Raw genomic sequence first — 26,274 nt, 5'->3', positions numbered from 1 at the left:
GACCATGGCCGGCTGGTACGCACGCGAGATCCTGGACCCGGGGAAGCAGCCACTGCTGGTGATGCTGGTGGCGTTCATCGTGACGTTCCTGTTCATCCGCTTCAGCGTGCGGATGATCCGGGCCGAGGTCTCCTGGTGGCCGAAGAACGTCGAGTCCTCCGGGGGCCTGCACATCCACCACGTGGTGTTCGGCACGGTGTTCGCGATCATCGCGGGGATCGGGCTGGCCTCGGAGACGGGCGGGCACCGACCGTGGGCGGAGATCTTCGCCGGGCTGTTCGGCGTGGGGATCGCGCTGGTCCTGGACGAGTTCGCGCTGATCCTCCGACTGGAGGACGTGTACTGGTCGGAGGCCGGGCGCCTGTCGGTGGACGCTGTGGTGCTCGGGGCTGCCGCGATGGGGCTGCTGGTGCTCGGCGCGGCTCCGTTCGGCGTCACCGACGCCTCCTCGGACGGACAGCCGGTGTCGGACTGGGAGTACGTCGTGGTGGTGCTGATCAACGGGGGCTTCTCGCTGGTGGCACTGTCCAAGGGAAAGGTGTTCACCGGGCTCCTGGGCCTGCTGGTGCCGGTGTTCGCGGTGGTCGGCGCCCTGCGACTGGCCCGTCCCGGGTCGCCGTGGGCGCACCGGCGCTATCCGGAGGGAAGCACGAAGGCCCGGCGGGCGCAGCGGCGCGAAGAGCGGGGCGGCTGGGTCCGCCGGTTGCGGGTGAGGGCGTACGACGCGATCGCGGGCAAGCCCTCCCGGCCGTGAACCGGCTCCCCGCGCCGGCCGTCCCGCTGGGCCGAACCGGTGATCCTTCCCACCGGAGGCCCGCCGTCCGGCGTGCGGGGCGCCGGGGTGCCGCTGAGGCTGGGAGCACGCGGCCCGCCCCGGGCCGCCGTGAAGGAGGCGTCCATGAGTGTCGCTGACGTGCCGGCCGATCGGCCCGGGAGTACGTCCACCGGGTCGCAGGCCCGTGCCGCCCGCGCCGTCGCCACTCCCAAGATGACCTGGCTGACGCTGGCTCTGATGACGACCAGTTCGGTGGCCAGTCTTCGCGCCTCGCCCACGATGGCCGTGTACGGCCTGGCGTGCGTGTTCCTCTACGTCGTGCCCGCGATCGTCTTCCTGCTGCCGACCGCGCTGGTCTCCGCCGAGCTCGCCTCCGGCTGGAGCGGCGGCGTCTACAACTGGGTGGCCCAGGGCCTGTCGAAGCCGCTGGGCTTCCTCGCCGTGTGGTGCCAGTTCGCGATGACGATCTTCTACTACCCGAGCCTGCTCGCCTACGTGGCCTCGACGATCGCGTACGTGATCAACCCGGCGCTGGCCAACAACGGCGTCTACACCGCCATCGTGATCATGGTGTGCTACTGGACCGGTGTCTGGATCTCCTCGCGGGGCACCAGCGCGGTCGCCGGCCTCGCCTCCTGGGGCCTGGTCATCGGCACCCTGATCCCCGGCACGCTGCTGGTCGTGCTCGGCATGGTCTTCCTCGGCCAGGGCAACCCCTCCGCCGCACCGATGAACGCCGACCACATCCTCCCGGCCTGGACGGGCCTGGCCAGCCTGGTGCTGATCGTCAACAACTTCCTCAGCTACTCCGGCATGGAGATGAACGCCGTCCACGTCTCCTCGCTGAGGAACCCGGCCAAGGAGTTCCCCAAGTCGATGTTCCTGGCGATGGGCCTGGTCCTGCTGATCTTCATCCTGCCCGCGCTGGCGATCAGCTGGGTCGTCCCGGCCGACCAGCTGAGCCTGACCGCCGGCGTGATGCAGGCCTTCGACGCCTTCTTCCAGTACTTCCACATCGGCTGGCTGACCCCGCTGATCGCGGTCGGCCTGGTGGCCGCCTCGCTCGGCGGCATGCTGACCTGGCTGGCCGGCCCCTCCAAGGGCCTGCTGCTGATCTCCCGCCAGGAGGGCTACCTGCCGCCCTACCTGCAGAAGCTCAACGGCCACGGCATCCAGCAGAACCTGCTGGTCACCCAGGGCATCGTGACCAGCCTGATCGCCCTGCTGTACGCGCTGATCCCCAACGTCTCCAGCGCCTACTGGATCCTCTCGGTGATCACCACCCAGGTGTACCTGATCGTCTACCTGCTGATGTTCGTCGCCGCGATCCGGCTGCGCCGACTGCAGCCCGACCACCCGCGCGGCTACCGCGCCCCGGGCCTGGTGGTGCTGTGCGTGGTCGGCCTGCTGGCCTCGGCGGCCGCGATGATCATCGGCTTCGTGCCGTCCTCCCAGTTCGGCGGCGGCAGCGTCTGGGGCTACGTCGCGATCGTCGGCGGCGGCCTGCTGATCCTCGGCCTGATCATCCCCTTCACCTTCCTGAAGCTGAGCAAGCCCGAGTGGCGGCAGCCCGGTGCCGCCGACACCGAGGAGGCGGCCGCATGAGTCGCACGATGATGGCCTCGCAGCACCGCTGGATCTACATCGGCTCGATCGTGCTGCTGGTCGCGATGGTGGTGGTCGGCCTGCTGACGTACACCCAGCAGAAGCAGACCAACGAGGCCGCGCGGAAGGCCGGGCAGCTGGCCGACGAGCTCACCGCGCAGGGCTACCCGCACCCGGACGAGGGCCAGATCGCCCGCACCCTGGGCACCGACGGCGGCGCGGTCTGCGAGAACCCGGCGGGCGCGCTGAAGACCGGCCTGCAGAAGGTCAACATGTCCAACGGCGCGGCCGGCCCCGGCCAGCGGCCGATCATCGCCAACGCCCGCACCGTCGAGGCGGAGGCGATCGTGCTGAACGTCTACTGCCCGGAGGAACTGGTCGAGTTCAACCAGAAGGTCGACGACTACAAGACCGCCAAGACCGTCGAGAACCCCTGAGCCGAACCCCCGGGAGCACTCCGCAATGACCGACGAACTCGCCCGCAGGATCGCCGACCTGATGCCCCTGGCCAAGGCGGACCTGACGGAACTCGTCTCCATCCCCTCCGTCGCCGACCCCCGCCAGTACCCGCCGGAGAAGTGCCGCGAGGCCGCCCAGTGGGTGGCCGACGCGTTCACCGCGGTCGGGCTGCGCGACGTCCACCTCGCCGAGACGCCGGACGGCAGCCACGCCGTGCTCGGCCACCGCCCGCCGCCGCCCGGCGCGCCGACCGTGCTGCTGTACGCGCACTACGACGTGCAGCCGCCGCTCGACGACCAGGCGTGGACCACCCCGCCCTTCCAGCTGACCGAGCGCGACGGCCGCTGGTACGGCCGCGGCGCCGCGGACTGCAAGGGCAACATCGTCATGCACCTCACCGCGCTGCGCGCCCTCGGCGACGACCTGCCGGTCGGCCTGAAGCTGGTCGTCGAGGGCTCCGAGGAGCAGGGCACCGGCGGCCTGGAGGCCTACGTCTCCTCGCACGCCGACGAGTTGCACGCCGACGCGCTGCTGATCTGCGACACCGGCAACGCCGCGGTCGGCGTGCCCACCGCCACCACCTCGCTGCGCGGCGTGGTGAACGTGGTGGTCACCGTCACCACGCTCAAGGGCGACGTGCACTCCGGCATGTTCGGCGGCCCGGCCCCCGACGCGCTGGCCGCGCTGATCCGCGCCCTGGACTCGCTGCGCGGCCCGGACGGCTCCACCCGGATCGACGGCCTCGACGGCGACGGCAGCTGGGACGGCGTCGGCTACGACGAGCAGCAGTTCCGCACCGACGCAGGCGTGCTGGACGGCGCCGAACTGCCCGGCGGCGGCAGCGTCGCCGACCGGCTGTGGGCCCGGCCCGCGGTCACCGTGCTCGGCATCGACTGCGCGCCGGTGGTCGGCTCGGCCGCCGCAGTCCCGGCCACCGCCCGGGCCCGGGTCAGCCTGCGGATCCCGCCCGGCACCGACCCCGGCGCCGCCCGCGACGCCCTGGTGGCCCACCTGCGGGCCGCCGTGCCGTGGGGCGCGAAGGTGGAGATCGCGCCGGAGCAGTCCGGCGCGCCGTTCCGGGCCGCCACCGACGGCCGGGCCTACGCCGCGCTCGACAAGGCCGCCCAGGAGGTCTACGGCAAGCCGCTGGCCTACCTCGGCCAGGGCGGCTCGATCCCGCTGTGCAACGTGCTCGCCTCCACCTACCCGGGGACGGAGATCATCCTGATGGGCGTCGAGGAGCCCGCCTGCCTGATCCACGCACCCAACGAGAGCGTCGACCCGCGCGAGATCGAGCACATGGCGCACGTCGAGGCCCTCTTCCTGCGCCACTACGCCGCCGCCCGGCGCTGAGAGGGGACCGACGCATGCCGCAGCCCTTCACCACCCAGGACTTCGCCGCCCGGATGACCCGCGCCGCCGACGCCGCCGCGGCGGCCGGCCTCGCCGGCCTGCTCGTCGCCCCGGGCCCCGACCTGGCCTACTTCACCGGCTACCAGCCGACCGCCATCACCGAACGGCTCACCACCCTGCTGCTCACCCCCGGCCGCGAACCGGTCCTGGTGGTGCCCAAGCTGGAACGCCCCGACGCCGAACGGGCCACCGGCGCCGGCGCCGTCCGACTCTCCGACTGGAGCGACGGCGAGGACCCGTACGCGACCGTCGCCCCGCTGCTGGAGGACGGCCGGTACGGGATCTCCGACAACGCCTGGGCGATGCACCTGCTCGGCCTGCAGGGCGCCCGGCCCGGCACCGGCTACACCTCGCTCACCCGCTCGCTGCCGATGCTGCGCGCGGTCAAGGACGCCGACGAGCTGACCCGGCTGGCCGCCGCCGGGGCGGCCGCCGACGCCGCGTACGGGGAGATCCTCACGGTGCGCTTCGCCGGGCGCACCGAACGGGAGGTGGCCGCCGACCTGGCCGCGCTGCTGCTCGAACACGGGCACAGCCAGGTCGACTTCACCGTGGTCGGCTCCGGCCCGAACGGCGCCGACCCGCACCACGAGGCCGACGACCGGGTGATCCGTCAGGGCGACACCGTCGTCCTCGACTTCGGCGGCCTCAAGGACGGCTACGGCTCCGACACCACCCGCACCGTGCACGTCGGCGACGACGTGCCCGAGGAGGTCCGCCGGGTGCACGACGTCGTCCGGCAGGCCCAGCAGGCCGCCTTCGAGGCCGTCCGCCCCGGCATCGCCTGCCAGGAGGTCGACCGCGTGGCCCGCGCGGTGATCACCGAGGCCGGGTACGGCGAGTACTTCATCCACCGCGTCGGCCACGGCATCGGCCTGACCACCCACGAACCGCCCTACATGGTGGAGGGCGAGGAGCAGCCGCTGGTGCCCGGCATGTGCTTCTCGATCGAGCCGGGCATCTACCTGCCCGGCCGGTTCGGCGTCCGGATCGAGGACATCGTCACCGTCACCGGCGACGGCGGCCGCCGCTTCAACTCCACCCCGCACGAACTCGCGGTGGTGCACTAGTCCCGGCCACCCGCGATGATCACCCCCGCCGAGGCGGCGGCCGCGCTCCGCCGGCTGCTCAAGGACCCGGCCGCCGTCCTCACCCTCCGGGCGACGGCGGCCGCCACCCTGTCGTACGCCGTCGCCCTGCAGCTCAGCGCCGAACCGGCGCCGCTGACCGCACCGCTGACCGCGCTGCTGGTCGTCCAGGTCACCCTGTACTCCACGCTCACCACCGGCATCCGCCGGGTCAACTCGGTGGTCGTCGGCGTGCTGATCGCGATCGGCTTCAGCTCGGTGATGGGGCTGTCCTGGTGGAGCCTCGGGCTGATCATCCTGGCCTCGCTGACGGTCGGCCAGTTCATCCGGGTCGGCGAGTTCGTCAACGAGGTCGCGATCAGCGCGATGCTCGTCCTCGGCGTCACCCGGCTCGCCACCCAGGCCTGGGACCGGGTGGTGGAGACCCTGATCGGCGCCGTCGTCGGCCTGCTGTTCAACCTGGTCTTCGCGCCGCCGGTCTGGGTCGACACCGCGGGCGAGTCCATCGAGGGCCTGGCCCGCCGCGCCCGCCACCTGCTGCTCGACATCGCCGACCAGCTCGCCGGACCCGTCCCGGTCGAACGCGCCGCCGAACGCCTGCACGAGGCCCGCCGGCTCGACCAGGCCATCGCCGAGGTCGACGCCGCCCTCCGCCAGGCCGAGGACAGCCTGCGGCTCAACCCCCGCATCAGCGAGGGCCTGCTCTCCCGGACCGTGCTGCGCACCGGCCTGGACACCCTGGAGATCTGCGTCGTGGTGATCCGGGTGATCGCCCGCTCCCTCACCGACCTGGCCAAACGCCGCGGCTCCGGCGGCCGGCTCTTCGACCCCGACGTCAGCGCCGCCCTGGAGGACCTGCTCGACCACCTCGGCGGCGCCCTGGTCAGCTTCGCCGTCCTGGTCACCACCCAGGTGGCCACCAACGCCGAGGAGGCCGAACGGCGCCTCGCCTCCGAACTCACCGCCGCCTGGCACAGCCGCGAACGGGTCGCCCACCTGCTGCTGCTCCGCGTCCAGGAACACCCGGAGGCCTGGCAGCTGCACGGCTCCCTGCTCGCCGAGGTCGACCGCATCCTCGACGAGCTCGACCTCGACCACCGCTCCCGCCGCCTGATGGAGGAGCTCGACAAGGCCTCCGTCAGCCAGCGCGAGCGCTTCACCCGCCTCGGCCGGCTGCGCCGCTTCGCCCGCGGCGACGACTGACCCCGCCCGGTCCCGCGGCCGCGTCCGGCACGGCACGGCGGTCGGCCCAGGTCGCCCGGTGGGTCCGGCTCGGTCCGCCCGGTCAGCCCGGGTCGCCCGGTGAGTCCAGCCCGGTCAGCGCGTCCGGCCGGTCGCCGCCGGCCTCCGCGACCACCTCGGCCGGGGTCTGCCGCCGGCGGACGGTCGCGAACCGCACCCCGCCGCCCGCCGTGGAGAACCCGTGCACCGCCGGCCGGGCGATGCTGTTGTAGCCCCACGGGGCCGAGGTGTAGTAGCCGCCGGTGTCCTCCAGCACCACCAGGTCGCCCGGCTCGATCCGGGGCAGGGTGCGGCCCCGCGCCACCAGGTCGCCGGCGAAGCAGCACGGCCCGGCCACGTCCTGCGGCTCCTCGCCGCTCAGCCGCCGGACGCCGTCCGGGCGGTGCACCGACACCCGCAGCGGCCAGGCGTCCGGCATGAACACCGTCCGGGTCGCCAGGTGCGCCCCCGCGTGGGTCAGCGCGATCCGGCGGCCGCCGACCACCTTGGTGTACTCCACCCGGGCCGCCGTGAAGCCGTTCTTCGCCACCAGCGAGCGCCCGAACTCCGTCACCAGCCCGTACCGCCCGTCGAACAGCCCCGGCACCGCCGCGCCCAGCTCCGCCACGTACTCGGCGTAGGTGGGCCGCACCTGCTCGTCCTGGAAGTTGACGGGCAGCCCGCCGCCCAGGTCGAGCGTGGACACCTGCTGCCGGCCGGCCCGCTCGTTCACCTCCTCGGCCAGCTCCCAGGCCTCCCGGACGCCCGCCGCGATCAGGTCCAGCGGGCAGCCCTGCGATCCGACGTGGACGTGGATCCGGGACAGCCACGGGTGCCGCTCGAACGCCGCCACCACCCGCTTGCGGGCGCCCGGATCGCGCAGCGGCACCCCGAACTTGGAGTGCTCGGAGGCGGTGCTCATCGCCCCGATCGACCCCACGCCGACCTGCGGGTTGACCCGCAGCCCCAGCACCGAGCGGGTGCTCGCGTCCTCCACCAGCTCGGCGATCCGGGCCAGCTCCTGGAGATTGTCCGCGTTGACGGCCACCCCCAGGTCGAGCGCCTGCGCCAGCTCCCCGGCGCTCTTGGCGGGGGAGTCCAGCACGATCCGCCCGACCGGCACCCCGGCCGCCAGCGCGATCGCCAACTCCCCGGGGCTGGCCACCTCGCAGCCCATCCCCGCGTCCGCCAGCAGCCGCAGCAGCGGCACCAGCGGCGCCGCCTTCACCGCGAAGGTGTGCAGCACCGGCGCCGCGCCGAACGCCGTCCGCAGCTCGCCGACGCTCTCGCGCACCCCGTCCACGTCCAGGAACCCGGCCGCCACCTGCTCCGCGCCGAGCAGCCCGGCCGCGACCGCCGCCGCCAGCACCCGCTCGCGCCGACCGGCGTCCATCCGCCGGTACTCACCCGTCTCCACAACCGCCTCCCCAGCCGTCGCACCCAGCCTGCCCCATCCGGCCGCGCCGGGGGAGAGGGCCTAGCGGCGCTCAGCCCGCCAGCGGGACCGACGCCTCCGGGCTGAGCAGGCTGAACGTCACGCTCTCCTGGAGGTACAGGCTCACCGTCTCGGCGTCGTGGCTCAGGTACCCGATCGACAGGTCCTGCCCCAGGTGCAGCGTGAAGTCCCCACCCCGGGTGGACAGCACGCAGCCGCCCTCCAGCGCCGGCGCCCAGATGATCGGCCCGTCCAGCACCCGCGCGATGTGCTGGCGCACCGGGTAGCCGTGGTCCGAGGTCTCGTTGACCGCCGTGTACGCCTCCGCGCCCAGCAGCAGCGCGTACGGCCCGTCGACGTCGGCCAGCCGCAGGGTGGTGAGAGCCCGGCTGACCGCGTCCGGGTACTCGGTGACGTCCGCCGGGAGCGCCAGCGGCTCCGCCGAGGAACCGGCCCGCAGGCCCTCGATGCCGGCCTCCACCCAGCCCTCGAAGACGATCCGGTCCTCGGTCAGCGCCATCGCCCGGGCCGCGTCCTTCGCCGGCTGCCAGTCGCTGTCCCCGGAACCGCGCTCCACGGAGTCGACCGCCTCCCGGGACAGCGTGAACGGGTGCCGCAGCTCCATCGCCGCCCGCACCTGGTGCACCCGCGCGCTCACCCCCGGCGCGGGCCGGCCCGCCGGGCGCAGGTGGCCGGTGCCCGCCGCGGCGAACGTCGGCCCGTGCGGACCGTCCAGGTCCACCACCCGGCGGCCGGCCAGGTGCAGGGTGAAGGTGGAACGCACCTCGTCCTCCAGCTCCTGCCAGGCGGCGGCGCTGATCGGGGCGAGCTTGCGGTGCAGGTTGTCCATGGGTCACTCGGCCTTCGTCGAGGTGGGCACGGGCTTGGGCACGGGCTTGAGGCTGCCGATCCGCAGCGAGGAGTCGAGGGGGACGTCGGCGGCCGTCCGCCGGACGGCGTTCCCGGTACCCGGCGCGGGCGGCAGCTCGTCCAGGAACCCGGCCGGCGGGACGGCGAACAGCGAACCCGTCACGGCCGTGGAGAAGTCCAGGATCCGGTCGTGCGGCGCCCCGTCCGTCCCCAGGAACATGTTGCGCAGCATCTGCTCGGTCACCTCGGGCGTGCGGCAGTAGCCGATGAAGTAGGTGCCGAAACGGCCGTCCGCGACCGAGCCGAACGGCATGTTGGCGCGCAGGATCTGCCGCTCCTCGCCGTCCGCGTCGAGCACCTGGTTGACCGCCACGTGCGAGTCCGGGCGCTGCACGCCGTCGGGCAGCTCGATGTCCTCCAGCTTGGTGCGGCCCACCACGTGCTGCTGCTCCTCGACGGTGAGCCCGTCCCAGGCGTCCAGGTCGTGCAGGTACTTCTGCACCACCACGTAGCTGCCGCCCGCGAACTCCGGATCCTCCTCGCCGATCAGCGCCGCCTCGGCGGCCGCGCGCCCGAGCGGGTTCTCCGTGCCGTCCACGAAGCCCAGCAGGTCCCGCTGGTCGAAGTAGGTGAACCCGTGCGTCTCGTCCACCACCCGCGCCGCCCCCGCCAGGCGCCGCGTCACGATCGCCGCCAGCTCGAAGCACAGGTCCAGGCGCTGCGCGCGGATGTGCAGCAGCACGTCGCCCAGCGTCGCCGGCGCGGTGTGCCGGGCGCCGCGCAGCTCGCGGAACGGGTGCAGCTCCGCCGGGCGCGGCCCGGCGAACAGCCGGTCCCACGCCGTCGAACCGATCCCGGTCACGCAGCTCAGGTCCTCCCCGGGCTTGCGGAACCCCAGCGAGCGCACCAGCCCCGCCAGGTCGCCCAGCGCCTCCCGGACGGCCCCCTCCCCGCCCGGCTCCACCGTCAGCACCACGAAGACCGCCGCCCGGGTGGTCCCGCTGATCACCTTCTGCGGCTCCGGCCGCACGTCCTCCCCGCTCACCCGCTGCCTCCCGCCGCTCCACCACCCCGCCCGACCGACGGCCACGTCCACCCTTTCCCGCGCGCCGCCGCCACGCTCGAACGACCGCCCCGATCCGTCCGGACTTTCACCCGCTCGGCCCACCCCGGCGGACCGTCACCCGTCCGACGGCGCGTCGCCGGAGCGGAGGACGGGGCGCTGCTGGCTACGCTCGGCCGTGTGATCGGCGGGGTCCACCTGGAAGCGCAGTGGCGCAAGGAAGCGCTGCGCACCAACCTGTGGGTCGTCCCCAGCGTCGAGGTGCTGCTCGCCGTCCTGCTCTTCGTGGCCACCTGGCAGGTCGACCGGGCCGACTACCGGGGCGACATCACCCTGCCGCCCTGGGTGATCAGCGGCACCGCCGACGCGGCCCGGCAGATCCTCGCCGCCATCGCCGCCGCCCTGATCACCGTGGTCGGCGTGGTCTTCTCCATCATGATCGTGACGCTGACGCTGGCCTCCACCCAGTTCGGCCCGCGGATGATGCGCACCTTCATCCGCGACCGCACCACCCAGCTCACCCTCGGCACCTTCGTCGGCACCTTCGTGTACGCCGTCCTCGCCCTGGTCTCGATCGGCCCGGTCGACGACGGCGAGTTCGTCCCCCACCTCTCGATCACCGTCTGCATGGTGCTGGTCCTGGTCGACCTCGCGGTCCTGATCTATTTCATCCACCACATCGCGACCTCCATCCAACTGCCCCGCGTCATCGCCGGCATCGCCGCCGAACTCTCCGCCGCCATCGAAGCGGGCGCCGCCGAACCCCGGCGCACCGCAGCACCGGACCAGGGCCCCGACGCCGCCGAACTGCACGGCCGCCTCGACGCCGCGGGCGCCGCCGTCGCCGCCCCCGCGAGCGGCTACCTCCAGTTCGTCCGGCACCGCACCCTGGTCCGGATGGCCGCCGACCTCGGCGCCGTGATCCGCCTGGAACACCGCCCCGGCCACTTCCTCGTCCAGGGCCACCGGATGGCCACCGTCTGGCCCGCCGAAGCCGCCCCCGCCGTCGCCCGCAGCTTCGCCCGCGCCCACGTCACCGGCCCGACCCGGTCCCTCGCCCAGGACATCGCCTTCGCCGTCGACCAGCTCGTCGAGATCGGCATCCGGGCCCTGTCCACCGCCGTCAACGACACCTTCACCACGCTGACCTGCGTCGACTGGCTGGGCGAGGGCCTGTGCCGGATCGCCGAGCACTGGGACCCCGACCCCGTCCACCGCGACGCCGGCGGCCACATCCGCGTCCTCACCGTCCCCGTCAGCTACGAACGGCTCGTCCAACGCGCCTTCGAGAAGATCCGCCAGACCGCCACCGGGATGCCCGCCGTCCTCATCCGGCAGCTCGACGCGCTGTCCGCGATCATGGCCGCCACCCGGGCCGAGGAGCAGCGCGCCGTCCTGCTCGACCAGGCCGCCATGATCGACCGCCTCGCCCGCGACACCGTCCCCGAACCCGCCGACCGCGAGGACATCCACCGCGCCTACCTCGCCGTCCTCGCGGCGCACAGCGCGGTAAGCCAGTCACTCTGACACCTCGTCCAACGGGTGAACGGTGACGGTTCGTTCCCGATCCGGATGTGATCTTTAGCTCCGCCCGAAGAGCTGGTGGAGCGCTGCTCGACTGCCTCATGCTCCATCACCTGAGCGATCGGCAGATCAGAGGAGTGCGGTGCGTACAGCAGGCGGTGCGGGGACGTGGAAGCTCGGCGACCTGGAGGTGAACCGGGTCGGGTACGGGGCGATGCGGCTGACCGGCAACGGGATGATGGGGAACTCGGACGGCACGCCGATCGGCCGGGACGCGGCGGTGCGGCTGCTGCTCGGCGCGTTCGAGCAGGGCGTCGACCACGTCGACACGGCGTCGTTCTACTTCTCGCCGCTGCGCTCCGCGAACGAGCTGATCAACCGGGCGCTCACCGCCTGGACGGGCGAGGTCGCCGTCGTGACGAAGGTCGGCCCGTGGCGGGACCCGTCCGGTGCGTGGCACGCCATGGGCCGCCCCGACCAGTTGCGCGGGCAGGTCGAGGAGAACCTGCGCCAGCTCGGCCGCGACCACCTGGACGTGGTGAACCTGCGTCGCAACGGCCCCGGCGTGGAGTCGGTCGCCGAGCACTTCGGCGCGCTCGCCGACCTGCGCGAGGCCGGGCTGATCCGGCACCTGGGCCTGTCCAACGTTCGCCCGGAGCACGTCGAGGAGGCCCGGACGATCGCGCCTGTGGTGTGCGTGCAGAACTCGTACGGCCTGGACTGGCGCAACGCGGACGACCTCGGCCTGGTGGACCTGTGCGGGGAGTGGGGCATCGCGTTCGTCCCGTTCTTCGCGGTCTCGGGCCTGCGCCGCGAGGGCGCCGTGGCCGGCGAGCAGGACGCCCGCGTCCTCGCAGTCGCCCGCGCGCACGGGGCGTCCCCGGCTCAGGTCCGGCTCGCCTGGACCCTGCACCGCGGGCCGCACGTCCTCGCCATCCCGGGCACCACCAGCCCGGCCCACCTCGCCGAGAACATCGCCGCCGGCGCGCTCCGCCTGACCGAGGAGGAACTCGCCCTCCTCGACCGGCCGGGACCGGATCGCACCAGATAGCCGATCTCGGCGATGTCGGCCGCCCGGTCCGCGAGCCGGACGTCCGGATTGAGGGCGGCGACCACCTTCTGCGTCAACGGCTGCCAGCTGTACACGGGCCGGATCGCCGCCGGGTCCGGCTCCATCGCGTAGTACTCCGCCGCGAATTCCCGGTACGCCTCGGCCGCGCCCGCGCCGCCGTGCGGAGTCGGCCGTCTCCCGCCTCGGGCAGCGAGTTCAACAGTCCGGGCCGGGGCACGGCGGGTGAGGAACGCAACGGGCTGACCGGTGACTCGGGTGAGCCGGTCTCGCCGCAGCCGCTCCTCCAGCGGGCCTACCACCGTAGGTCTCGGTGCGCACCCGGGCCCCGGCGGTGCGCACGTCCTCGGCGAGGAACCGCGGACAGGAGGGGTGGACGGCCTTGTACGCGTCGCGGTCCACCCGCACCGCGCCGCCCGGTGGGGGAGCGCCGCGTGCACCAGGTCCGCGACGACCGTCTTGCCGCTGCCGGCCTACCCGGCCATGAACACCACCACCGGTCGCTCCTGCGGCACCGCCCGGCCCAGCGCGGCGGGCAGGATCTCCTCGGCGAGGATGCGCGCACCGTCGCCGACGGGAAGCCGCCTTCCCGAGCCTTCCGGCAGTGGCACCTACGCCTCCAGACGGGGGTCGTCGATGTCGACGGTGACGATCCCCGGCGGGTACAGCTCCTGGCGGGCCGTCAGGACCAGGTGCTGCATCGGGCGCGCCGGGGTCGGCAGGCTCGCGGCGATGGCGTGCGCCAGGTCCGGGCCGCCGTAGCCGTCGCGGACCATGGTCGCCACCAGCACCGCCGTACTCGCGTCCAACGCCTCGAACTCCAGCGAGGGCAGCGCCAGGACCGCGTTCGCGGCCCCCTCGTCCTTGATCTCCGCCTCGACCATGCACAGCACCGGCACCAGCAGGTGCTGGAACGGGCTGTGCAGCGCGGCGTCCACGATCCGGTGCAGGCGCTCATGGCCGGCCGCCAGCGCCGCCAGGGCGCTCGAATCCAGAATGATCACGCGCTGCGCCGCGGGGCGAGCTTGGCGCGGGTGTCGGCCGCGGCGACGTCGTAGATGCGCTGCAGCAGGTCCGGGCCCCGGTCGAGCTCCGAGTCCGTGAGCGTCATCCCGAAGTGCTCCCGGAGCAGCCGTCGGCCCTCGGCGACGCGCTCGGCGATCTGCTCCTGGGTGGGCTGCTGCTCCACCAGCAGGGCCACCTGGGCGCCGATCGTGGTGCCGCGGGCCGCCGCGAGGGCGGCCAGCCGGTCACGTGTATCAGGGGAAACCTTGATCGTCGCATCAGCCATACCGGCATCGTACACCGCTGGTGTACGAGTGGTGTACCGCAATCGGGATTGATCGGCACGGCCCTTCACGGCCTCGGTTCAGCGCTACGTCGGGGCGGGCCTGAGTTGGCTGGGGGTGAGGTCCCCTCTGCGAGCGATCTTGGGTTGATGACGGTACCGGCCGAATTCGGGGCGGGTCTGGTCGAGGAGGATCTCGACAACGACGTCCGGCTCGACGGGCAGGCGCGCAACGGGTGTACTGCCGGGCAGGCCCCGACGGTGCTGGGGAGCTCGGCGGGGGCGTGGCCGGCAGGGCGAAGCGGCGGGTCGAGTTCGGCGCGCAGCGCGGGGGTGAGGGGAGGCTGACGCCGACCGCGCCGCCGGCCGCCCTGGTCGGGCTGGGCGAGGGCCGCAGCCTGCTGGTTCGGGCTGGCGGTGGTGGTGATGCCGGTGACGATCGCGTCAGTGGGATGGCGTCCACGCCACTTCTGCCAGCCGGTCGCCTCCCGCCAGATGGAATACCTCCGGCAGCGGGTCGGCCGGCCCCGGCCAGGGCGCGGGCGGTGAGAAGCTGCACAGGTTGACAGGTGACTCGTGGTAGCAGGCCGGGGCGTAGACCCGGTCGCCGTGAGGACTGCTGCGTGCCCCACCCCGTGCTCGTTCCGATCGCCCAGGGCCCGAATACCATCGCGAAAGCAGGGCGGCCAGGGCGTGCTTCAGAAGCGTCGCCAGCCATCGATGTCATCGTCCGCCATGAGGCCATGCATGGTCTGACACGCCGACAGGCACCAGTGCTGTGTTCCGATCACGGATCGAACGGCAGGCGTTGGGCACGGGGGCTGGGGCGGCTTTGCTGGAAGCGCTGATCACGACCGTTACCGGAGCGGCCTCGGCAACCGTGGGAGTACTGGTGGGCGGGATCGTCACCAGACGGGGCCAGGACCACCAGTGGTCGCGCGATCAGCAGCTGGCTGCATACCAAGAACTCCTCCGCCACTACGCCAAGTTCACGATGGTGATCAAGCGCGCGCACGCCGACCGTCGCGGCTGGGACTACGACTGGGCCGAGTGGAGCGCCGTTCTGACCAAGGTCAGCCTGATCGCTCCCGCGGAGGTCGCGGGAGAGGTCAGCAGCTTCGGCCAGTCGGTCGATCGCTTCTTGGATCGCGTCGCGCGAGAAGTCGATACGGTCCGTACGCCACTCGGTGAAGCGGAGTTCCGGGAGGCCGGCGCCGAAGTGGCTCAGGCACAGGTACGACTGGTCAATGCGATGCGGCGGTCGCTGGGAGGTGGGCGGAAGGCGCTGACCTTCTGGATCGGAGGGTCGCACGCCGGCCCGGAGAATCGCGGATCGTTGTAGCGATCACAGCCACTCGTTGATGACGGCGACGGGGGACTGTGGCCTCGTAGCGGACAGCCTGCTCGTCGTGCCTCGTGGCTGCCGCCCGGTGACGCTTGAGGCGGTGGATCCCCCCACTCGACTGCATGTCGCTCGCGGTAGTCGGCCTTGTCGAATCCTATTGCAAGGTCGTTGATCCGATCTGGCTGCGGCGCAGCGGCGCCCTCGACGCCGCTGCGCCGCGACAGGCCCGGCAGAGCTCCGCCAAGCCCCGTGCTGGCGGGACCTGCACCGGGTCACCTACGTCAGCCGGGTGCTCCCGCCCGTCCCGCCGCCACCCGGCAGGCACTCGCCGCCGAACTGCCCGAACTCCCCCGCACGCCGTCGAGATCATCGACTACCTCGGCCGGTACTTCGGCATCGACAACTCACCCCCCCCGCCCGGCCCTGCGGCTGCCCCGACCGGCCGGTTGCGGTCAGTCGGCCGTGGGCTCGCCGAACCAGGTGGGGAGGTGGGTGAGGAGGTCCTGCTGGTCGTCGCCGGCCCAGGCGACGTGGCCGTCGGGGCGCAGCAGGACGGCGGGGGCGCCGAGCCGGTCGGCGAGGTCGGCGGGGCAGGGGAGGTGGTCGACGCGGTCGGCCCAGCCGGCGGGGGAGAGGGCGCCGGTGGTGTCGAGGAGCAGGCCGCGGCCGGTGTGGAGGTGCTCGTAGAGGCGGTCCTGCTTGAGCGGGAGGTCGCGCAGGCGGCGGCCGACGAGCGGGTTGTCGTCGCCGAGGTCGTAGCGGACGCCGATCGCGGTGATCTTCTCGATCAGGTGGCGGTTGACGTCCTCGAACTCCATGAGCTCGGCGAGCAGCCGCCGGACCGCCTGGGCGCCGGGGTCGGTGGAGAGGAGCTGCATCTGGGCGCGGGTGTTGTCGAGGACGTCGGCGCCGACCGGGTGCCGCTCGTCGTGGTAGCTGTCGAGCAGGCCGGCGGGGGCCCAGCCGTTGATCTCGGCGGCGAGCTTCCAGCCGAGGTTGAAGGCGTCCTGGAGACCGAGGTTGAGGCCCTGGCCGCCGGTCGGCGGGTGGATGTGGGCGGCGTCTCCGGCGAGCAGGACGCGGCCGTCGCGGTAGCGCTCGGCCTGCCGGGTGGCGTCGCCGAAGCGGGAGAGCCAGCGCGGCGAGTGCACGCCGAAGTCGGTGCCGGCGACGGCCCGCAGCCGGTCCTTGACCTCGTCGAGGGTCGGCGGGACGGTGCGGTCCGCGGCGAGGCCGCCGGCGGGGACGACGACGCGGTACACCCCGCCGGGCATCGGGCCGAGGCCGAACAGCAGTTGGGTGCGCCGGACCTCCGTGACGACCTCGGTGACGGTCTCCGGCGGGACGCCGACCTGCATCTCGCCGATCAGCGTCTCGACCCGGGTGTCCAAGCCGGGGAAGGCGATGCCGGTGAGCTTGCGGACGGTGCTGCGCCCGCCGTCGCAGCCGACCAGGTACCGCGCGCGGAGCGTTGTGCCGTCGGCGAGTCCGGCGGTGACGCCGTCCGCGTCCTGGTCGAGGCCGACGAGTTCGACGCCGCGTCGCAGGTCGGCACCGAGGGCGAGGGCGTGTTCGGTGAGCAGCTGCTCGGTGACGCGCTGCGGGATGCCGAGGACGTACCCGTGCGCGGTGTCCAGGTCCTCGGGCCAGGACTTGGCGATGGCGGCGAAGAACCCGCCGACCCGGTACTGCGTGCCGCGGGCCAGGAACTCCTCCAGCAGGCCGCGCTGGTCGAGCAGCTCGATGCTGCGCACGTGCAGGCCGAGCGCGCGCGAGTGGATCGGCGGTTCCGCCGCCTTCTCGAGGACGACCGCCTCCACGCCCTGCAGGCGCAGCTCGGCGGCGAGCATCAGGCCGGTGGGTCCGCCGCCGACCACGATGACGTCATGCATGGATTTCCCCGATTCCCCGTAAGTCATTCCGTTCGGACGTTTCCGCAGGTCGCGGGTCCGAGGTTGGCAATTCTGCGGCAGGGGTGGGGCCTTGCCGCAAGGCCCCCCATGCGCTATATCTTGATAGTGGCAGGGAGTACTCATTCACTCCTTGCCGCTGTTGTTTTTACGGGCGCCCCCGCCGGCGGCGGAAATAGTGCACGGTGAGCAGTCCCAGCAGCGGACCCCAGGCGGCGAGCGGCCAGTACGCGGCGTAGAAGACGGCGGACTGCCAGCCGTCCAGGTAGGGGCCGGGGTCCGACTCGCCGGTGATCCGGTGGCCGGTGCTGATCATCGCCATCGAGTACGGCCACAGCAGCGTGTTGAACGCGGCACCGAGCCCGGCCGGGAGGGCCGCCGCGAGGACCGGGACCGGGCGGCCGCCGAGGCCGGGGATCCACCGCGGCCACACCTCGCCCCACTCGCTGACCAGGCCGATCGCCAGGAACGCCAGCCCCTCGGCGACCACGCTCAGCGCGATCACGTACCACCACTCGGCACCGAACCAGGGCGGCGGCGGATGACCGTCGGTGGGCGCGTGCATCAGCGGCAGCCGCAGGTCGACGGAGAGGACGCGCCACAGGCCGGAGGGCAGCACGACGAGCGGCGTCGCGTACGCCGCCCACCGTGCCCAGCGGGGTACGCCTGCGGCCGGTCGGCCATGGAATCGGGTGATCAGGGCGGAAGTTGACATGGCGTCGGCTCCAGTCGAGGGACGTGTTCGGACCCGACCAACGTCGCAGCGGGCCGGGCGGGCGGGCATCCGTCCCGAGTCCCGGGCGGGGTCACCCTCCCGGAGGAGCGGGATCGGCCCGAGGGACGAGGCCGGCGCCGCGCCGCGCAGAGGTCTGGACCAACTGTGGTTAGGCTGCGGCGCATGGACATCGTGATCCCGCTCTTCGACAACTTCGAGCCGCTCGACGCGATCGGGCCGTACGAGATCCTCGGGTACGTCCCGGGAGCGACCGTGCGCTTCGTCACCGATCAACCCGGCCTGGTGAAGGACGTGTTCGGCAACATGCCGGTGCACGTGCCGACCCGCTATTCGGAGGTCGAGCGCTGCGACGTGCTGCTGGTGCCGGGCGGCGGCAGCCATCGGACGATGGTGGAGGACCCCGATTTCCTCGCCTGGGTGCGCCGGATCCACGCCACCACCCGGTTCACCACCTCGGTCTGCACGGGCGGGGTGGTGCTCGGCGCCGCGGGGCTGCTCGACGGGCTGCACGCCACCACCCACTACGCGGCGGCGCCCGAACTCGAGTCCTTCGGCGCGGTGTACACCGCCGAGCGGGTGATCCGGAACGACCGGGTGATCACCTCGGCCGGGGTGTCCTCCGGCATCGACATGGCCGTGCAGTTGGCGGCGCTGCTCTCCGACGACGTCACCGCGCAGGCGATCCAGCTGTACACCGAGTACGACCCGCAGCCGCCGTTCGACACCGGCTCGCTCGCCAAGGCCCCCGACGAGGTGGTGGAGCGCACCCGCGGCCTGCGCTGACGCCGCCGCACCCCGTGTCCGGAGCAGCCCCTATGCTGACGGGAGTTGTCGGCCGTCCCGGCGGCGCGGGGGCGGCGGACGGCAGCGAGAGGGGGGTGTCGTGGAGGCACTGGGGGCCGGGGATCCCCGGCAGATCGGCGAGTACCGGCTGCTGCGCAGGCTCGGCGCCGGCGGCATGGGCCAGGTGTACCTGGGCCGGACCGCCGGTGGCCGCACGGTCGCGGTGAAGACGGTGCACGCGCACTTCGCGGCCGACCCGGAGTTCCGGGTGCGCTTCCGGCAGGAGGTCGCGGCGGCCCGCCGGGTCGGCGGCCGGTGGACGGCGCCGGTGCTGGACGCCGACACCGAGAGCGAACGCCCCTGGGTGGCCACCGGCTACGTCGCCGGACCCTCGCTGACCTCGGCCGTGCGGGACTTCGGCCCGCTGCCCGCCGCCGCGGTCCGCTCGCTCGGCGCCGGCCTGGCGGAGGCGCTGGCGGCGGTGCACGGCAAGGGTCTGGTCCACCGGGACGTCAAGCCGTCGAACGTGCTGCTCGCCCTGGACGGGCCCCGGCTGATCGACTTCGGCATCGCCCGGGCGCTGGACGCCACCGTGCTCACCCGGACCGGACACGTGGTCGGCTCGCCCGGCTTCCTCTCGCCCGAGCAGGCCGGCGGCCTCGCGGCCGGCCCGGCGTCGGACGTCTTCTCGCTCGGCGCGGTGCTCGCCTTCGCCGCCACCGGCACGGCACCCTTCGGCGCGGCGCAGAGCACGCCCGTGCTGCTCTACCGCGTGGTGCACGAGCAGCCTGACCTGGACGCGCTGGCGGCCGTCGACCCGCAGCTGCGGGACGCCGTCGCCGCCTGCCTCGCCAAGGACCCGGCACAGCGGCCCTCGCCCGATGACCTGGTCGGACTCCTGGCCGCCGACGACCGGGGCGCCGCCGGACGGCTGGACAGCCGCGACTGGCTGCCCCCGACGGTCTCCGGCGCGCTCGCCCGCCTGGCGGTGGACCTGCTCGACCTGGACACCGAGCCCGCCGGTGACCCGGCCCTCCTGTCACCGCAGCCGCAGCACGCCCCACCGCCGACACCCGGTACCGGATCTGCGCCGGCACCCGGAGCCGTCGCGACGGCCGGAACCACGACGGCGGGCAGTGCCGTCCCGGTCGCCGGTAGCGCCCCGACCCCGACGGTGACCAGCGCCCCGACGCCGCCGGCCCACGTCCCGACGCCGACGGCGAGCAACGTCCCGGCGCAGGCGGCGACGGGTGGCACGGCACCGACCGCGAGCAGTGTCCCGGGATCCGCGTCCGCTGCCGCTGCGATTCCGGCCGTGGCCGCGACACCCGTCGTCGGTGCGGTCCCCGCCGCAGCCGGCGCGCCCACGGTCGGTGGCCTGCCGACGCCGCCCCCGGTGCCCGCCGCGTACCCGGCGCACGTGCCGCAGCCCCTGCCGGGCTTCGGCCCGCCGGTCGCCTTCGGCCCCCCGGTGGAGGGCACGACGGCGACCACGGCCCTGCGCCCCGCGCGCTCGCGGACCGCCGGTCTGGTGATCGCCGCCGTCGTCGCGGCCTCCGTCACGGGCGGGGCGGTCTACCTGGCCACCCGCCCCGACGGCTCGGCCGACAACGGCAAGCCGACCACGCCGGGCACCGCGGCCTCGGCGCCCGCGTCCTCGCCCCCCGCGTCGGAATCCCCGTCCCCGTCCGCCGCGGCGGACGCGAGCACGGTGCCGGCCGGGTTCCTGGGCACCTGGCAGGGCCGCCTCGGCAGCCCGCAGCTGGGCAGCGGTACGGCTGACTTCAAGATCACCATCACGCAGGGCCGCAAGGGCGAGGCGGTGGCGGCGATCCGCAACAACACCGGGCCGGGCACCGGCTACTGCGACGCGACCGCCGAGCTGGTGTCGTCCGCCGCCGACCGGGTGGTGCTCAAGACCCGCCCGATGAGCATCCTGACCGGTTGCGTGGCCAACCCGTACGACCAGGTGTACACCCGCAACGGCGACGGCAGCCTGCACCTGGCGGTCGACAGCTTCAGCGGCGACCTCGCGAAGGTCGGCTGACCCCCGCCGCCCCGCCGGTCACTCCTGCTCGGCGGGCGCGGGTGCGGGCTCCGGCGCGGACGGTGGCGGGTGGGAGAGCGGGCTGGGCCACCACATCCACCGCCCGATGTCGACGGTCAGCGCGGTGACCAGGATCGAGCGCACCACCAGCGCGTCGATCAGCACGCCCAGCGCGACGGCGAAGCCGATCTCGGCGAACCCGACGATCGGCAGCGTGCCGAGCACGGCGAAGGTGCTGGCCAGGATCAGCCCGGCGGAGGTGATCACGCCGCCGGTCGCCGCCAGGCCGATCACCGCGCCGCGCCGGGTGCCGTGGTGTCCGGCCTCCTCGCGGATGCGGGTCATCAGGAAGATGTTGTAGTCGATGCCGAGCGCCACCAGGAACACGAAGACGAACAGCGGGAACGCCTGGTCCTCCCCGCTGAAGTGGAAGACGTGCTCGAAGAAGAACGCGCTGATGCCGAGCGCCGCCGCGTACGAGAGCACCACGGTGGCGATCAGCACCAGCGGCGCCACGACCGCGCGCAGCAGCGCGGCGAGGATCAGCGTGACCACGACCAGGACCAGCGGGATGATCACGCGGTTGTCGTGCGCGGCGGCCCGGCCGGCGTCCAGGACGACGGCGGTGCTGCCGCCCACCTTGGCGTCGGCCCCGGGGACGGCGTGCGCGGCATCGCGGACCCGGTCGACGGTGGCCTTGGCCTGGTCGCTGTCGGGCGGATCGGTCATGGTGGCCTGGAAGAACGCCTGGCCGGACTTCTCCACCGGCGGACTGGTCGCGGAGATCCCTTCCGTGGCGCCGACCGCCTGCCGCACCTCGGCGACCTGTCCGGCGGCGCTGACCACCGACAGCGGCGCGCCGGTGCCGCCGGGGAAGTGCGCGGCGAGCACCTGCTGGCCGGCCACCGAGTCCGGCTTGCCGGTGAAGGTGCCGGCGGTGGTCAGTCCGGTGGCGTTGAGCGAGATCAGGCCGAGCGTGCAGACGGCCAGCGCGAGCGCTGTGCCCGTCCAGACCCGGCGCGGGCGGCGGGCGATCCAGCCGCCGATGTGCGCCCAGCGGCCCGTCCGGGTGGGTTCCGCCGTCCCGTAGTCGGGCTTGACCGGCCAGAACACCCACCGGCCGACGGCCACCAGCAGGGCCGGCAGCAGCGTCAGCATGGCGACGAGCGCGACCAGCACGCCGATCGCGCAGACCGGTCCGAGGCCGCTGGTGGAGTTCATCTCGGCGACGGTCAGGCAGAGCATCGAGGCGACGACGGTCGCCGAACTGGCGAGGATCGCCGGCCCGGCCCGGTGCAGGGCCAGCGCCATCGCCTCGTGCCGGTCCTCGTGACGCCGCAGCTCCTCGCGGTAACGGGCGGTGATCAGCAGGGCGTAGTCGGTGCCCGCGCCGAGCACCAGGACGATCAGGATGCCGGCGCTCTGCGCGTTGACGGTGAGCCCGGCGTGCTCGGCGAACAGGTAGATCAGCGCCTCGGAGACGATCAGCGCGACGCCCGCCGCGCCGAGCGGCAGCAGCCACAGCACCGGGCTGCGGTAGGTCAGCAGCAGCAGGACCACCACCACCGCGACGGTCGCGAACAGCAGCGTCGAGTCGATGCCCGCGAAGGCCTCCGACTCGTCGGCGCCGACGCCCGCCGGGCCGGTGACGTGCGTGGTCAGACCGGGGACGTCGCCGGCGGTGGCGGTGGCGCGCATGCTGTCCACGGCCGGGCGGAGGTTGTTCCAGCCGGTCGACCCCAGCTCGACGGGCACGACGGTCTGCATCGCCTTGCCGTCCTCGGACTGCACCGGGCCGACCACCGGGCCGACCACGTGCGGGGCGCCGGCGAACGCGGCGGCGTCCTGCACGGCCTTGGCGTGGTCCTCGACCGTGATGCCGCTGTCCCGCTGGTACACCACCACCGCCTGCGCGGTGTCCACCGGCTGGAAGGAACGCTGTTCGACCAGCACCTGCGTCGACTCGGCGTTGCCGGGCAGCCAGCTGGACGCCTCGTTGTCCTCGGCGTCGTTCAGCTTTCCCGCGAGTGGACCCGCCACCAGGATCAGCAGCAGCCACAGCGCGAGCACCACCCACTTGCTGCGCCGCCCGCACGGCAGCGCCGCCAACCGCCTGGTCGGACTCATGGTGTGCGTCCCTCGGTGTGCCGGGTCCGGCGGGCCGCGCCCGCCCGGACAAACCCGCCTCCCAGGATCCCACCGCATCCGGACGCCGTCAGTTCGAGGCGGCTGTACGGGTGTTCCGGTGCGCCTGTTCCCGCACGCCCGGTTCAGCTGCCGAGCAGGCCGCTGAGGTCGTAGCCGAGGCCTGCGAGCACCGGCAGTGCACCGAGGTCGGTGATCGCGCCGACCGGGATGCTGTAACCCTGGTTGACCTGTGGCTCCGCTACCGCGGGCGAGGAGAGGACCAGGGCGAGGGCGGCCGCGGCGAGGGCGGCGGGAAGCAGCTTCATGCCCCCATCAACGAGCACGGTGCGGCGAGGGGACGGGTAGGACACCGAGATTCCCGCGTGGCCCGACCGTGATCGTCGGCCACCAGAATCGTTCCCATGCAGAACGAGGGGGGACGGGCTGTCGCCGTAGGCGCTGCCCTGCGGTGGGTGGGGAATCCGGGCACGGTCGCGGCCGTGCTGGTGCTGGCGCTCAACGACCACGTCGGGAAGCGGGCGTGGCCGGGGGCGGTGACCGGCAAGCTGAGCGACGTGGCGTGGATGCTGGTGGCGCCGCCGGTGGTGGCCCTGCTGCTGACGCCGCTGCTGCGGCTGCGCGGCAACTGGCCCGCCGCGGTCGGCATCGGCGCCACAGCCGTGACGTTCGCGCTGGCGAAGACGAGCACCGCCGGGGCCGACCTCGCGTCACAGGCCTGGTCCCTGACCGGCGTACCCAGCCGGACCACCGGCGACCCGACCGACCTCCTGGCCCTGCCGGCGCTCGCCCTCGCCTGGCTGCTCTGGCGGGCGAGCCGACGCCCCTGGCGCGGCTGGCAGGCGCTCGCGCTGATCGCCGTCCCGGCAGCGGTGGTCGCGATGGTGGCGACCACGCCCGCCCAGGAGATGTCCGGGCTGCAGACGGCGAACGGCCGACCGGTGCTGCACGTCAACAGCTACGAGTGGACCAGCCCGGACGGCGGTCTGACCTGGACGCCGGAGACCGGGCACACCGGGGCGCCGGACGTCTCCGACCCCGGCTTCACGACGAAGGACGGCCGCTGCGTACCCGCGGAGCCGCTGATCTGTTACCGCGTGCGGGACTTGGCCGCGCCGGTGGAGGTCAGCCAGGACGGCCGCAGCACCTGGCAGCCGGCCTTCACCCCGTCCTGGGTCCCGGTGCCGTCGCCCTCGCCGTCCCTGACTCCCGGCTCCGCGGCGCCCGCAACCGGGGCCGGTTACTTCCCCGGTCAACTGGTGGTGGTGGCTCTGCCGGGCGGTGGGCACGGAGTGATCGTCCACCTCGGGCAGCACGACCTGGTGGTCCGGACGGCCGACGGCCGGTGGACGACGGTGGCCATGCCGACACCTCCCGCGAGACCCGCAGTGGACACGGGCGTACGGCCGTTCCTCCTGGGACTGCCGGTCGCGCTGGCGGTCGGCTGGGCCACGGCCTTCGCCGGCCTGGGGGCCCGTACCCTTCCGTACGTCCCCGCCGTGCGGCGGCGGAACTTCGCGCTCGGCCTGGCGATCCGTCAGGTGGTCGTTCTGGACTGGGTTCTTTTCGCAGCCTGGCTCTGCGGCGCAGGGACCGGCTGGGTCGTGTCGGGTTGGCTGGCCGCCGGGTTCGTGTCGCTGCTCGTGCTCCCGCTGGCGACCCTGCTCCCGCCCGGCTTGCGGGAGAGCGCCGGACGCCCGGGGGCGCTCGTCCCCGGTCTCGCCGTGCTGACCGGCTGCGCGGCGATGGTCCCGTACCTCTGGTGGTCGATCTTCACCTCCACCGAGTGGTCGAGGATCTCCTGGCTCGCACTGTACGTGGCCGTGGTCGGCTCGGTGCTTGCTGCGCTGGTGGGTTGGAACCAGCGCCGACCGGCCCTGGACCGACACTGACGGATCGTCCGGGACACCGGCGTCTTCCGGTCGCGACCGTGGTCCGCCAGACTCGTTCCCATGCGGAACGAGGGGGAGCGGGCCGTCGCGGTGGGGGCTGCCCTGCGGTGGGTGGGGAATCCGGGCACGGTTGCGGCTGTGCTGGTGCTGGCGCTCAACGACCATGTGGGGAAGCGGGCGTGGCCGGGGGCGGTGACCGGCAAGCTGAGCGATGTGGCGTGGATGCTGGTGGCGCCGCCGGTGCTGGCGCTGCTGCTGACGCCGGTGCTGCGGCTGCGCGGCAACTGGCCCGCGGTGGTCGGCATCGGTGGGACGGCGGTCGCCTTCGCGCTGGCCAAGTCCGGCCCGGCGGGCGGCGAAATCACCTCGCGGATCTGGTCGTTGAGCGGTGTCCCGAGCCGGATCAAGGGAGACCCGACCGACCTGGTGGTGCTGCCCGCGCTCCTCGCGGCCTGGTGGCTGTGGCGGGCAAGCCTGCGGCCGTGGCGCGGCTGGCAGGCGCTCGCGCTGATCGCCGTCCCCGGTGCGGTGGCGGCGATGGTGGCGACCTCGGCGACCGACCCCGGGCTGATGCTGTGGAGCGACGACGGCCGGCCGATGCTGCAGACCTCCCAGGCCCTGTGGACCAGCGCGGACGGCGGACACACCTGGACCGTCGTGAAGCCGACCGTGGCCGACCGCCTGCCCGGCGACGGCGGACCGTCGGCGGCGCAAGGACGCTGCGCGCCCGACCAGCCGCTGCGCTGCTACCGGCTGGCCTCCACCCGTTCCCCGGTGGAGACCAGCCAGGACGGCGGGCACACCTGGACGCCGGCCTTCACCCCTGAGCGGCTCGGGGACCACGGGCCGGACACGGCGGACGCTTCCGGAGAGCTGGTGGTCGTGGGCCTGCCGGGCGGCGGCCACGCCGTGATCGTGAACTACCACTGGTCCGGACTGGCGGTCATGGCGGCGGACGGGCTCTGGACCGAACGGCGCCAGCCGGAGGTCCCGCCGGAGCAGTGGGAGTGGACACCCGGACGCGCCCTGCCGGTCGCCGCCGCGGTCATGTGGTCGGTGCTCTTCGCCGGCCTGTCCGTCCGCATGGTGCGCACCGCGCCCGCGCGCAGGCGTCTGCCGCTCGCCCTGCTGCTGGCGCTCCGCCAGGCGGCCGCCCTCGGTGCGGTGTTCCTGACCGCCCGGCTCTGCGGCCTCGACGCGGTGTGGTCCATGCCCGGCTGGGTGCCGGCGGCCGTCCTCGCAGTCCTGGTGTTCCCCACGATCCTGCAGCTGTGGCCCCGCGAGCGCGAGGAGCTCGGCCGGCTCCCGTCGCAGGTCCCGTTGGTCGTGATCGCGACGCTCGCCGGTTTCGCCGTCCTGCCGCTGTACACGCTCCAGTCGCTGGGCGGCGGCCCGAGCGCCTGGTCGCTGGCGTCCACGGCCGCGATGTACGTCGCGGCGGCCGGCACGCTGTTCGGCGGCGGGGCCGGCATGGTCGCCGTCATGAACCCGTGGATGACCAACACCGTGCCACGCCCAAGCCCCGCCGGGCCGACCGCGGACTCAGGCACGGCATGATGACCGTCCGCCACGACCAGCCGGTCCCCCTGGCCGCCGTCTTCGGCCA

The 26,274-nt window shown here is 73.5% G+C and carries 23 protein-coding genes; 13 read left to right on the top strand and 10 right to left on the bottom strand.

What is annotated here, in order from left to right; genetic code table 11:
* Positions 1-4: 4 nt before the first annotated feature.
* The 6 genes from ABEB06_RS06930 (at position 5) to ABEB06_RS06905 (ending at position 6,543) form a co-directional block, all read left to right on the top strand.
* A complete protein-coding gene (locus tag ABEB06_RS06930; RefSeq protein ID WP_345695908.1) occupies positions 5-754 on the top strand; it encodes a hypothetical protein in 750 nt (249 codons plus the stop codon).
* A 144-nt stretch (positions 755-898) separates the two neighbouring features.
* Entirely contained in the window at positions 899-2,380 is a 1,482-nt protein-coding gene (gadC, locus tag ABEB06_RS06925; RefSeq protein ID WP_345695907.1) for a glutamate/gamma-aminobutyrate antiporter GadC, read from the top strand.
* Positions 2,377-2,817, top strand: coding sequence for a hypothetical protein (locus ABEB06_RS06920; RefSeq protein WP_345695906.1), 441 nt, complete (start codon positions 2,377-2,379; stop codon positions 2,815-2,817). The genes gadC and ABEB06_RS06920 overlap by 4 nt, the downstream gene beginning before the upstream one ends.
* Positions 2,818-2,842: 25 nt before the next feature.
* On the top strand, positions 2,843-4,192 hold the full coding sequence (locus ABEB06_RS06915; RefSeq protein WP_345695905.1) for a dipeptidase: 1,350 nt from the start codon (positions 2,843-2,845) through the stop codon (positions 4,190-4,192).
* Positions 4,193-4,206: 14 nt separating this feature from the next.
* Positions 4,207-5,322 (top strand): M24 family metallopeptidase, encoded by a 1,116-nt coding sequence (locus ABEB06_RS06910; protein ID WP_345695904.1) that lies wholly within the window; start codon positions 4,207-4,209, stop codon positions 5,320-5,322.
* 15 nt (positions 5,323-5,337) lie between these two features.
* The gene (locus ABEB06_RS06905; RefSeq protein WP_345695903.1) at positions 5,338-6,543 is read left to right on the top strand and encodes an FUSC family protein; all 1,206 of its coding nucleotides are present in this window, start codon (positions 5,338-5,340) and stop codon (positions 6,541-6,543) included.
* A gap of 82 nt (positions 6,544-6,625) precedes the next feature.
* Here ABEB06_RS06905 and ABEB06_RS06900 read toward each other — a convergent pair whose 3' ends face one another.
* The 3 genes from ABEB06_RS06900 to ABEB06_RS06890 form a co-directional block, all read right to left on the bottom strand.
* Entirely contained in the window at positions 6,626-7,954 is a 1,329-nt protein-coding gene (locus tag ABEB06_RS06900) for a type III PLP-dependent enzyme domain-containing protein (protein WP_345701757.1), read from the bottom strand.
* 94 nt (positions 7,955-8,048) lie between these two features.
* Complete coding sequence (locus tag ABEB06_RS06895; protein WP_345695902.1) at positions 8,049-8,846, bottom strand: family 1 encapsulin nanocompartment shell protein; 798 nt, start codon at positions 8,844-8,846, stop codon at positions 8,049-8,051.
* 3 nt (positions 8,847-8,849) lie between these two features.
* Positions 8,850-9,911, bottom strand: a complete 1,062-nt coding sequence (locus tag ABEB06_RS06890; RefSeq protein ID WP_345695901.1) for a Dyp-type peroxidase — start codon at positions 9,909-9,911, stop codon at positions 8,850-8,852.
* A 198-nt stretch (positions 9,912-10,109) separates the two neighbouring features.
* On the opposite strand from ABEB06_RS06890, the gene ABEB06_RS06885 reads away from it, so the two are divergent.
* Positions 10,110-11,456, top strand: coding sequence for a DUF2254 domain-containing protein (locus tag ABEB06_RS06885; RefSeq protein ID WP_345695900.1), 1,347 nt, complete (start codon positions 10,110-10,112; stop codon positions 11,454-11,456).
* A 139-nt stretch (positions 11,457-11,595) separates the two neighbouring features.
* Positions 11,596-12,504, top strand: a complete 909-nt coding sequence (locus ABEB06_RS06880; protein ID WP_345695899.1) for an aldo/keto reductase — start codon at positions 11,596-11,598, stop codon at positions 12,502-12,504.
* 491 nt (positions 12,505-12,995) lie between these two features.
* On the opposite strand, the gene ABEB06_RS06875 is transcribed toward ABEB06_RS06880, so the two are convergent.
* Genes ABEB06_RS06875 through ABEB06_RS06865 form a run of 3 tightly spaced genes read right to left on the bottom strand, consistent with a single transcriptional unit; the run spans position 12,996 to position 13,813 of the window.
* Positions 12,996-13,133, bottom strand: a complete 138-nt coding sequence (locus tag ABEB06_RS06875; RefSeq protein ID WP_345695898.1) for a hypothetical protein — start codon at positions 13,131-13,133, stop codon at positions 12,996-12,998.
* Entirely contained in the window at positions 13,134-13,526 is a 393-nt protein-coding gene (locus ABEB06_RS06870) for a hypothetical protein (protein ID WP_345695897.1), read from the bottom strand.
* Entirely contained in the window at positions 13,523-13,813 is a 291-nt protein-coding gene (locus tag ABEB06_RS06865; protein ID WP_345695896.1) for a hypothetical protein, read from the bottom strand. Before ABEB06_RS06865 ends, ABEB06_RS06870 begins: the two co-directional genes overlap by 4 nt.
* An 889-nt stretch (positions 13,814-14,702) precedes the next feature.
* Between ABEB06_RS06865 and ABEB06_RS06860 the strand changes: the two genes are divergently transcribed.
* Entirely contained in the window at positions 14,703-15,152 is a 450-nt protein-coding gene (locus ABEB06_RS06860; RefSeq protein ID WP_345695895.1) for a hypothetical protein, read from the top strand.
* Between the two features lie 455 nt (positions 15,153-15,607).
* Here ABEB06_RS06860 and rox read toward each other — a convergent pair whose 3' ends face one another.
* Positions 15,608-17,047 (bottom strand): rifampin monooxygenase, encoded by a 1,440-nt coding sequence (rox, locus tag ABEB06_RS06855; protein WP_345695894.1) that lies wholly within the window; start codon positions 17,045-17,047, stop codon positions 15,608-15,610.
* 166 nt (positions 17,048-17,213) lie between these two features.
* Positions 17,214-17,780, bottom strand: coding sequence for a hypothetical protein (locus ABEB06_RS06850; protein ID WP_345695893.1), 567 nt, complete (start codon positions 17,778-17,780; stop codon positions 17,214-17,216).
* Between the two features lie 183 nt (positions 17,781-17,963).
* On the opposite strand from ABEB06_RS06850, the gene ABEB06_RS06845 reads away from it, so the two are divergent.
* Both ABEB06_RS06845 and ABEB06_RS06840 read left to right on the top strand, forming a co-directional pair.
* Complete coding sequence (locus ABEB06_RS06845; protein ID WP_345695892.1) at positions 17,964-18,584, top strand: DJ-1/PfpI family protein; 621 nt, start codon at positions 17,964-17,966, stop codon at positions 18,582-18,584.
* Positions 18,585-18,684: 100 nt separating this feature from the next.
* Complete coding sequence (locus ABEB06_RS06840; protein ID WP_345695891.1) at positions 18,685-20,631, top strand: serine/threonine-protein kinase; 1,947 nt, start codon at positions 18,685-18,687, stop codon at positions 20,629-20,631.
* Positions 20,632-20,649: 18 nt separating this feature from the next.
* Here the strand turns inward: ABEB06_RS06840 and ABEB06_RS06835 are convergent, their stop codons facing one another.
* Together ABEB06_RS06835 and ABEB06_RS06830 are read right to left on the bottom strand one after the other, a co-directional pair.
* Positions 20,650-22,758 carry an MMPL family transporter gene (locus ABEB06_RS06835; protein ID WP_345695890.1) on the bottom strand — a complete coding sequence of 703 codons (2,109 nt, stop codon included), beginning with the start codon at positions 22,756-22,758 and terminating at the stop codon, positions 20,650-20,652.
* A gap of 143 nt (positions 22,759-22,901) precedes the next feature.
* Entirely contained in the window at positions 22,902-23,084 is a 183-nt protein-coding gene (locus tag ABEB06_RS06830; protein ID WP_345695889.1) for a hypothetical protein, read from the bottom strand.
* 147 nt (positions 23,085-23,231) lie between these two features.
* Between ABEB06_RS06830 and ABEB06_RS06825 the strand changes: the two genes are divergently transcribed.
* A complete protein-coding gene (locus ABEB06_RS06825) occupies positions 23,232-24,668 on the top strand; it encodes a hypothetical protein (protein WP_345695888.1) in 1,437 nt (478 codons plus the stop codon).
* A 60-nt stretch (positions 24,669-24,728) separates the two neighbouring features.
* A complete protein-coding gene (locus ABEB06_RS06820; protein ID WP_345695887.1) occupies positions 24,729-26,225 on the top strand; it encodes a hypothetical protein in 1,497 nt (498 codons plus the stop codon).
* Positions 26,226-26,274 lie beyond the last annotated feature (49 nt).

It is taken from the genome of Kitasatospora terrestris, assembly GCF_039542905.1.
GTDB classification, from domain to species: domain Bacteria; phylum Actinomycetota; class Actinomycetes; order Streptomycetales; family Streptomycetaceae; genus Kitasatospora; species Kitasatospora terrestris.
The sequence above is the reverse complement of the archived record's forward strand: the minus strand, read 5'-3'. Positions and strand labels throughout refer to the sequence as shown.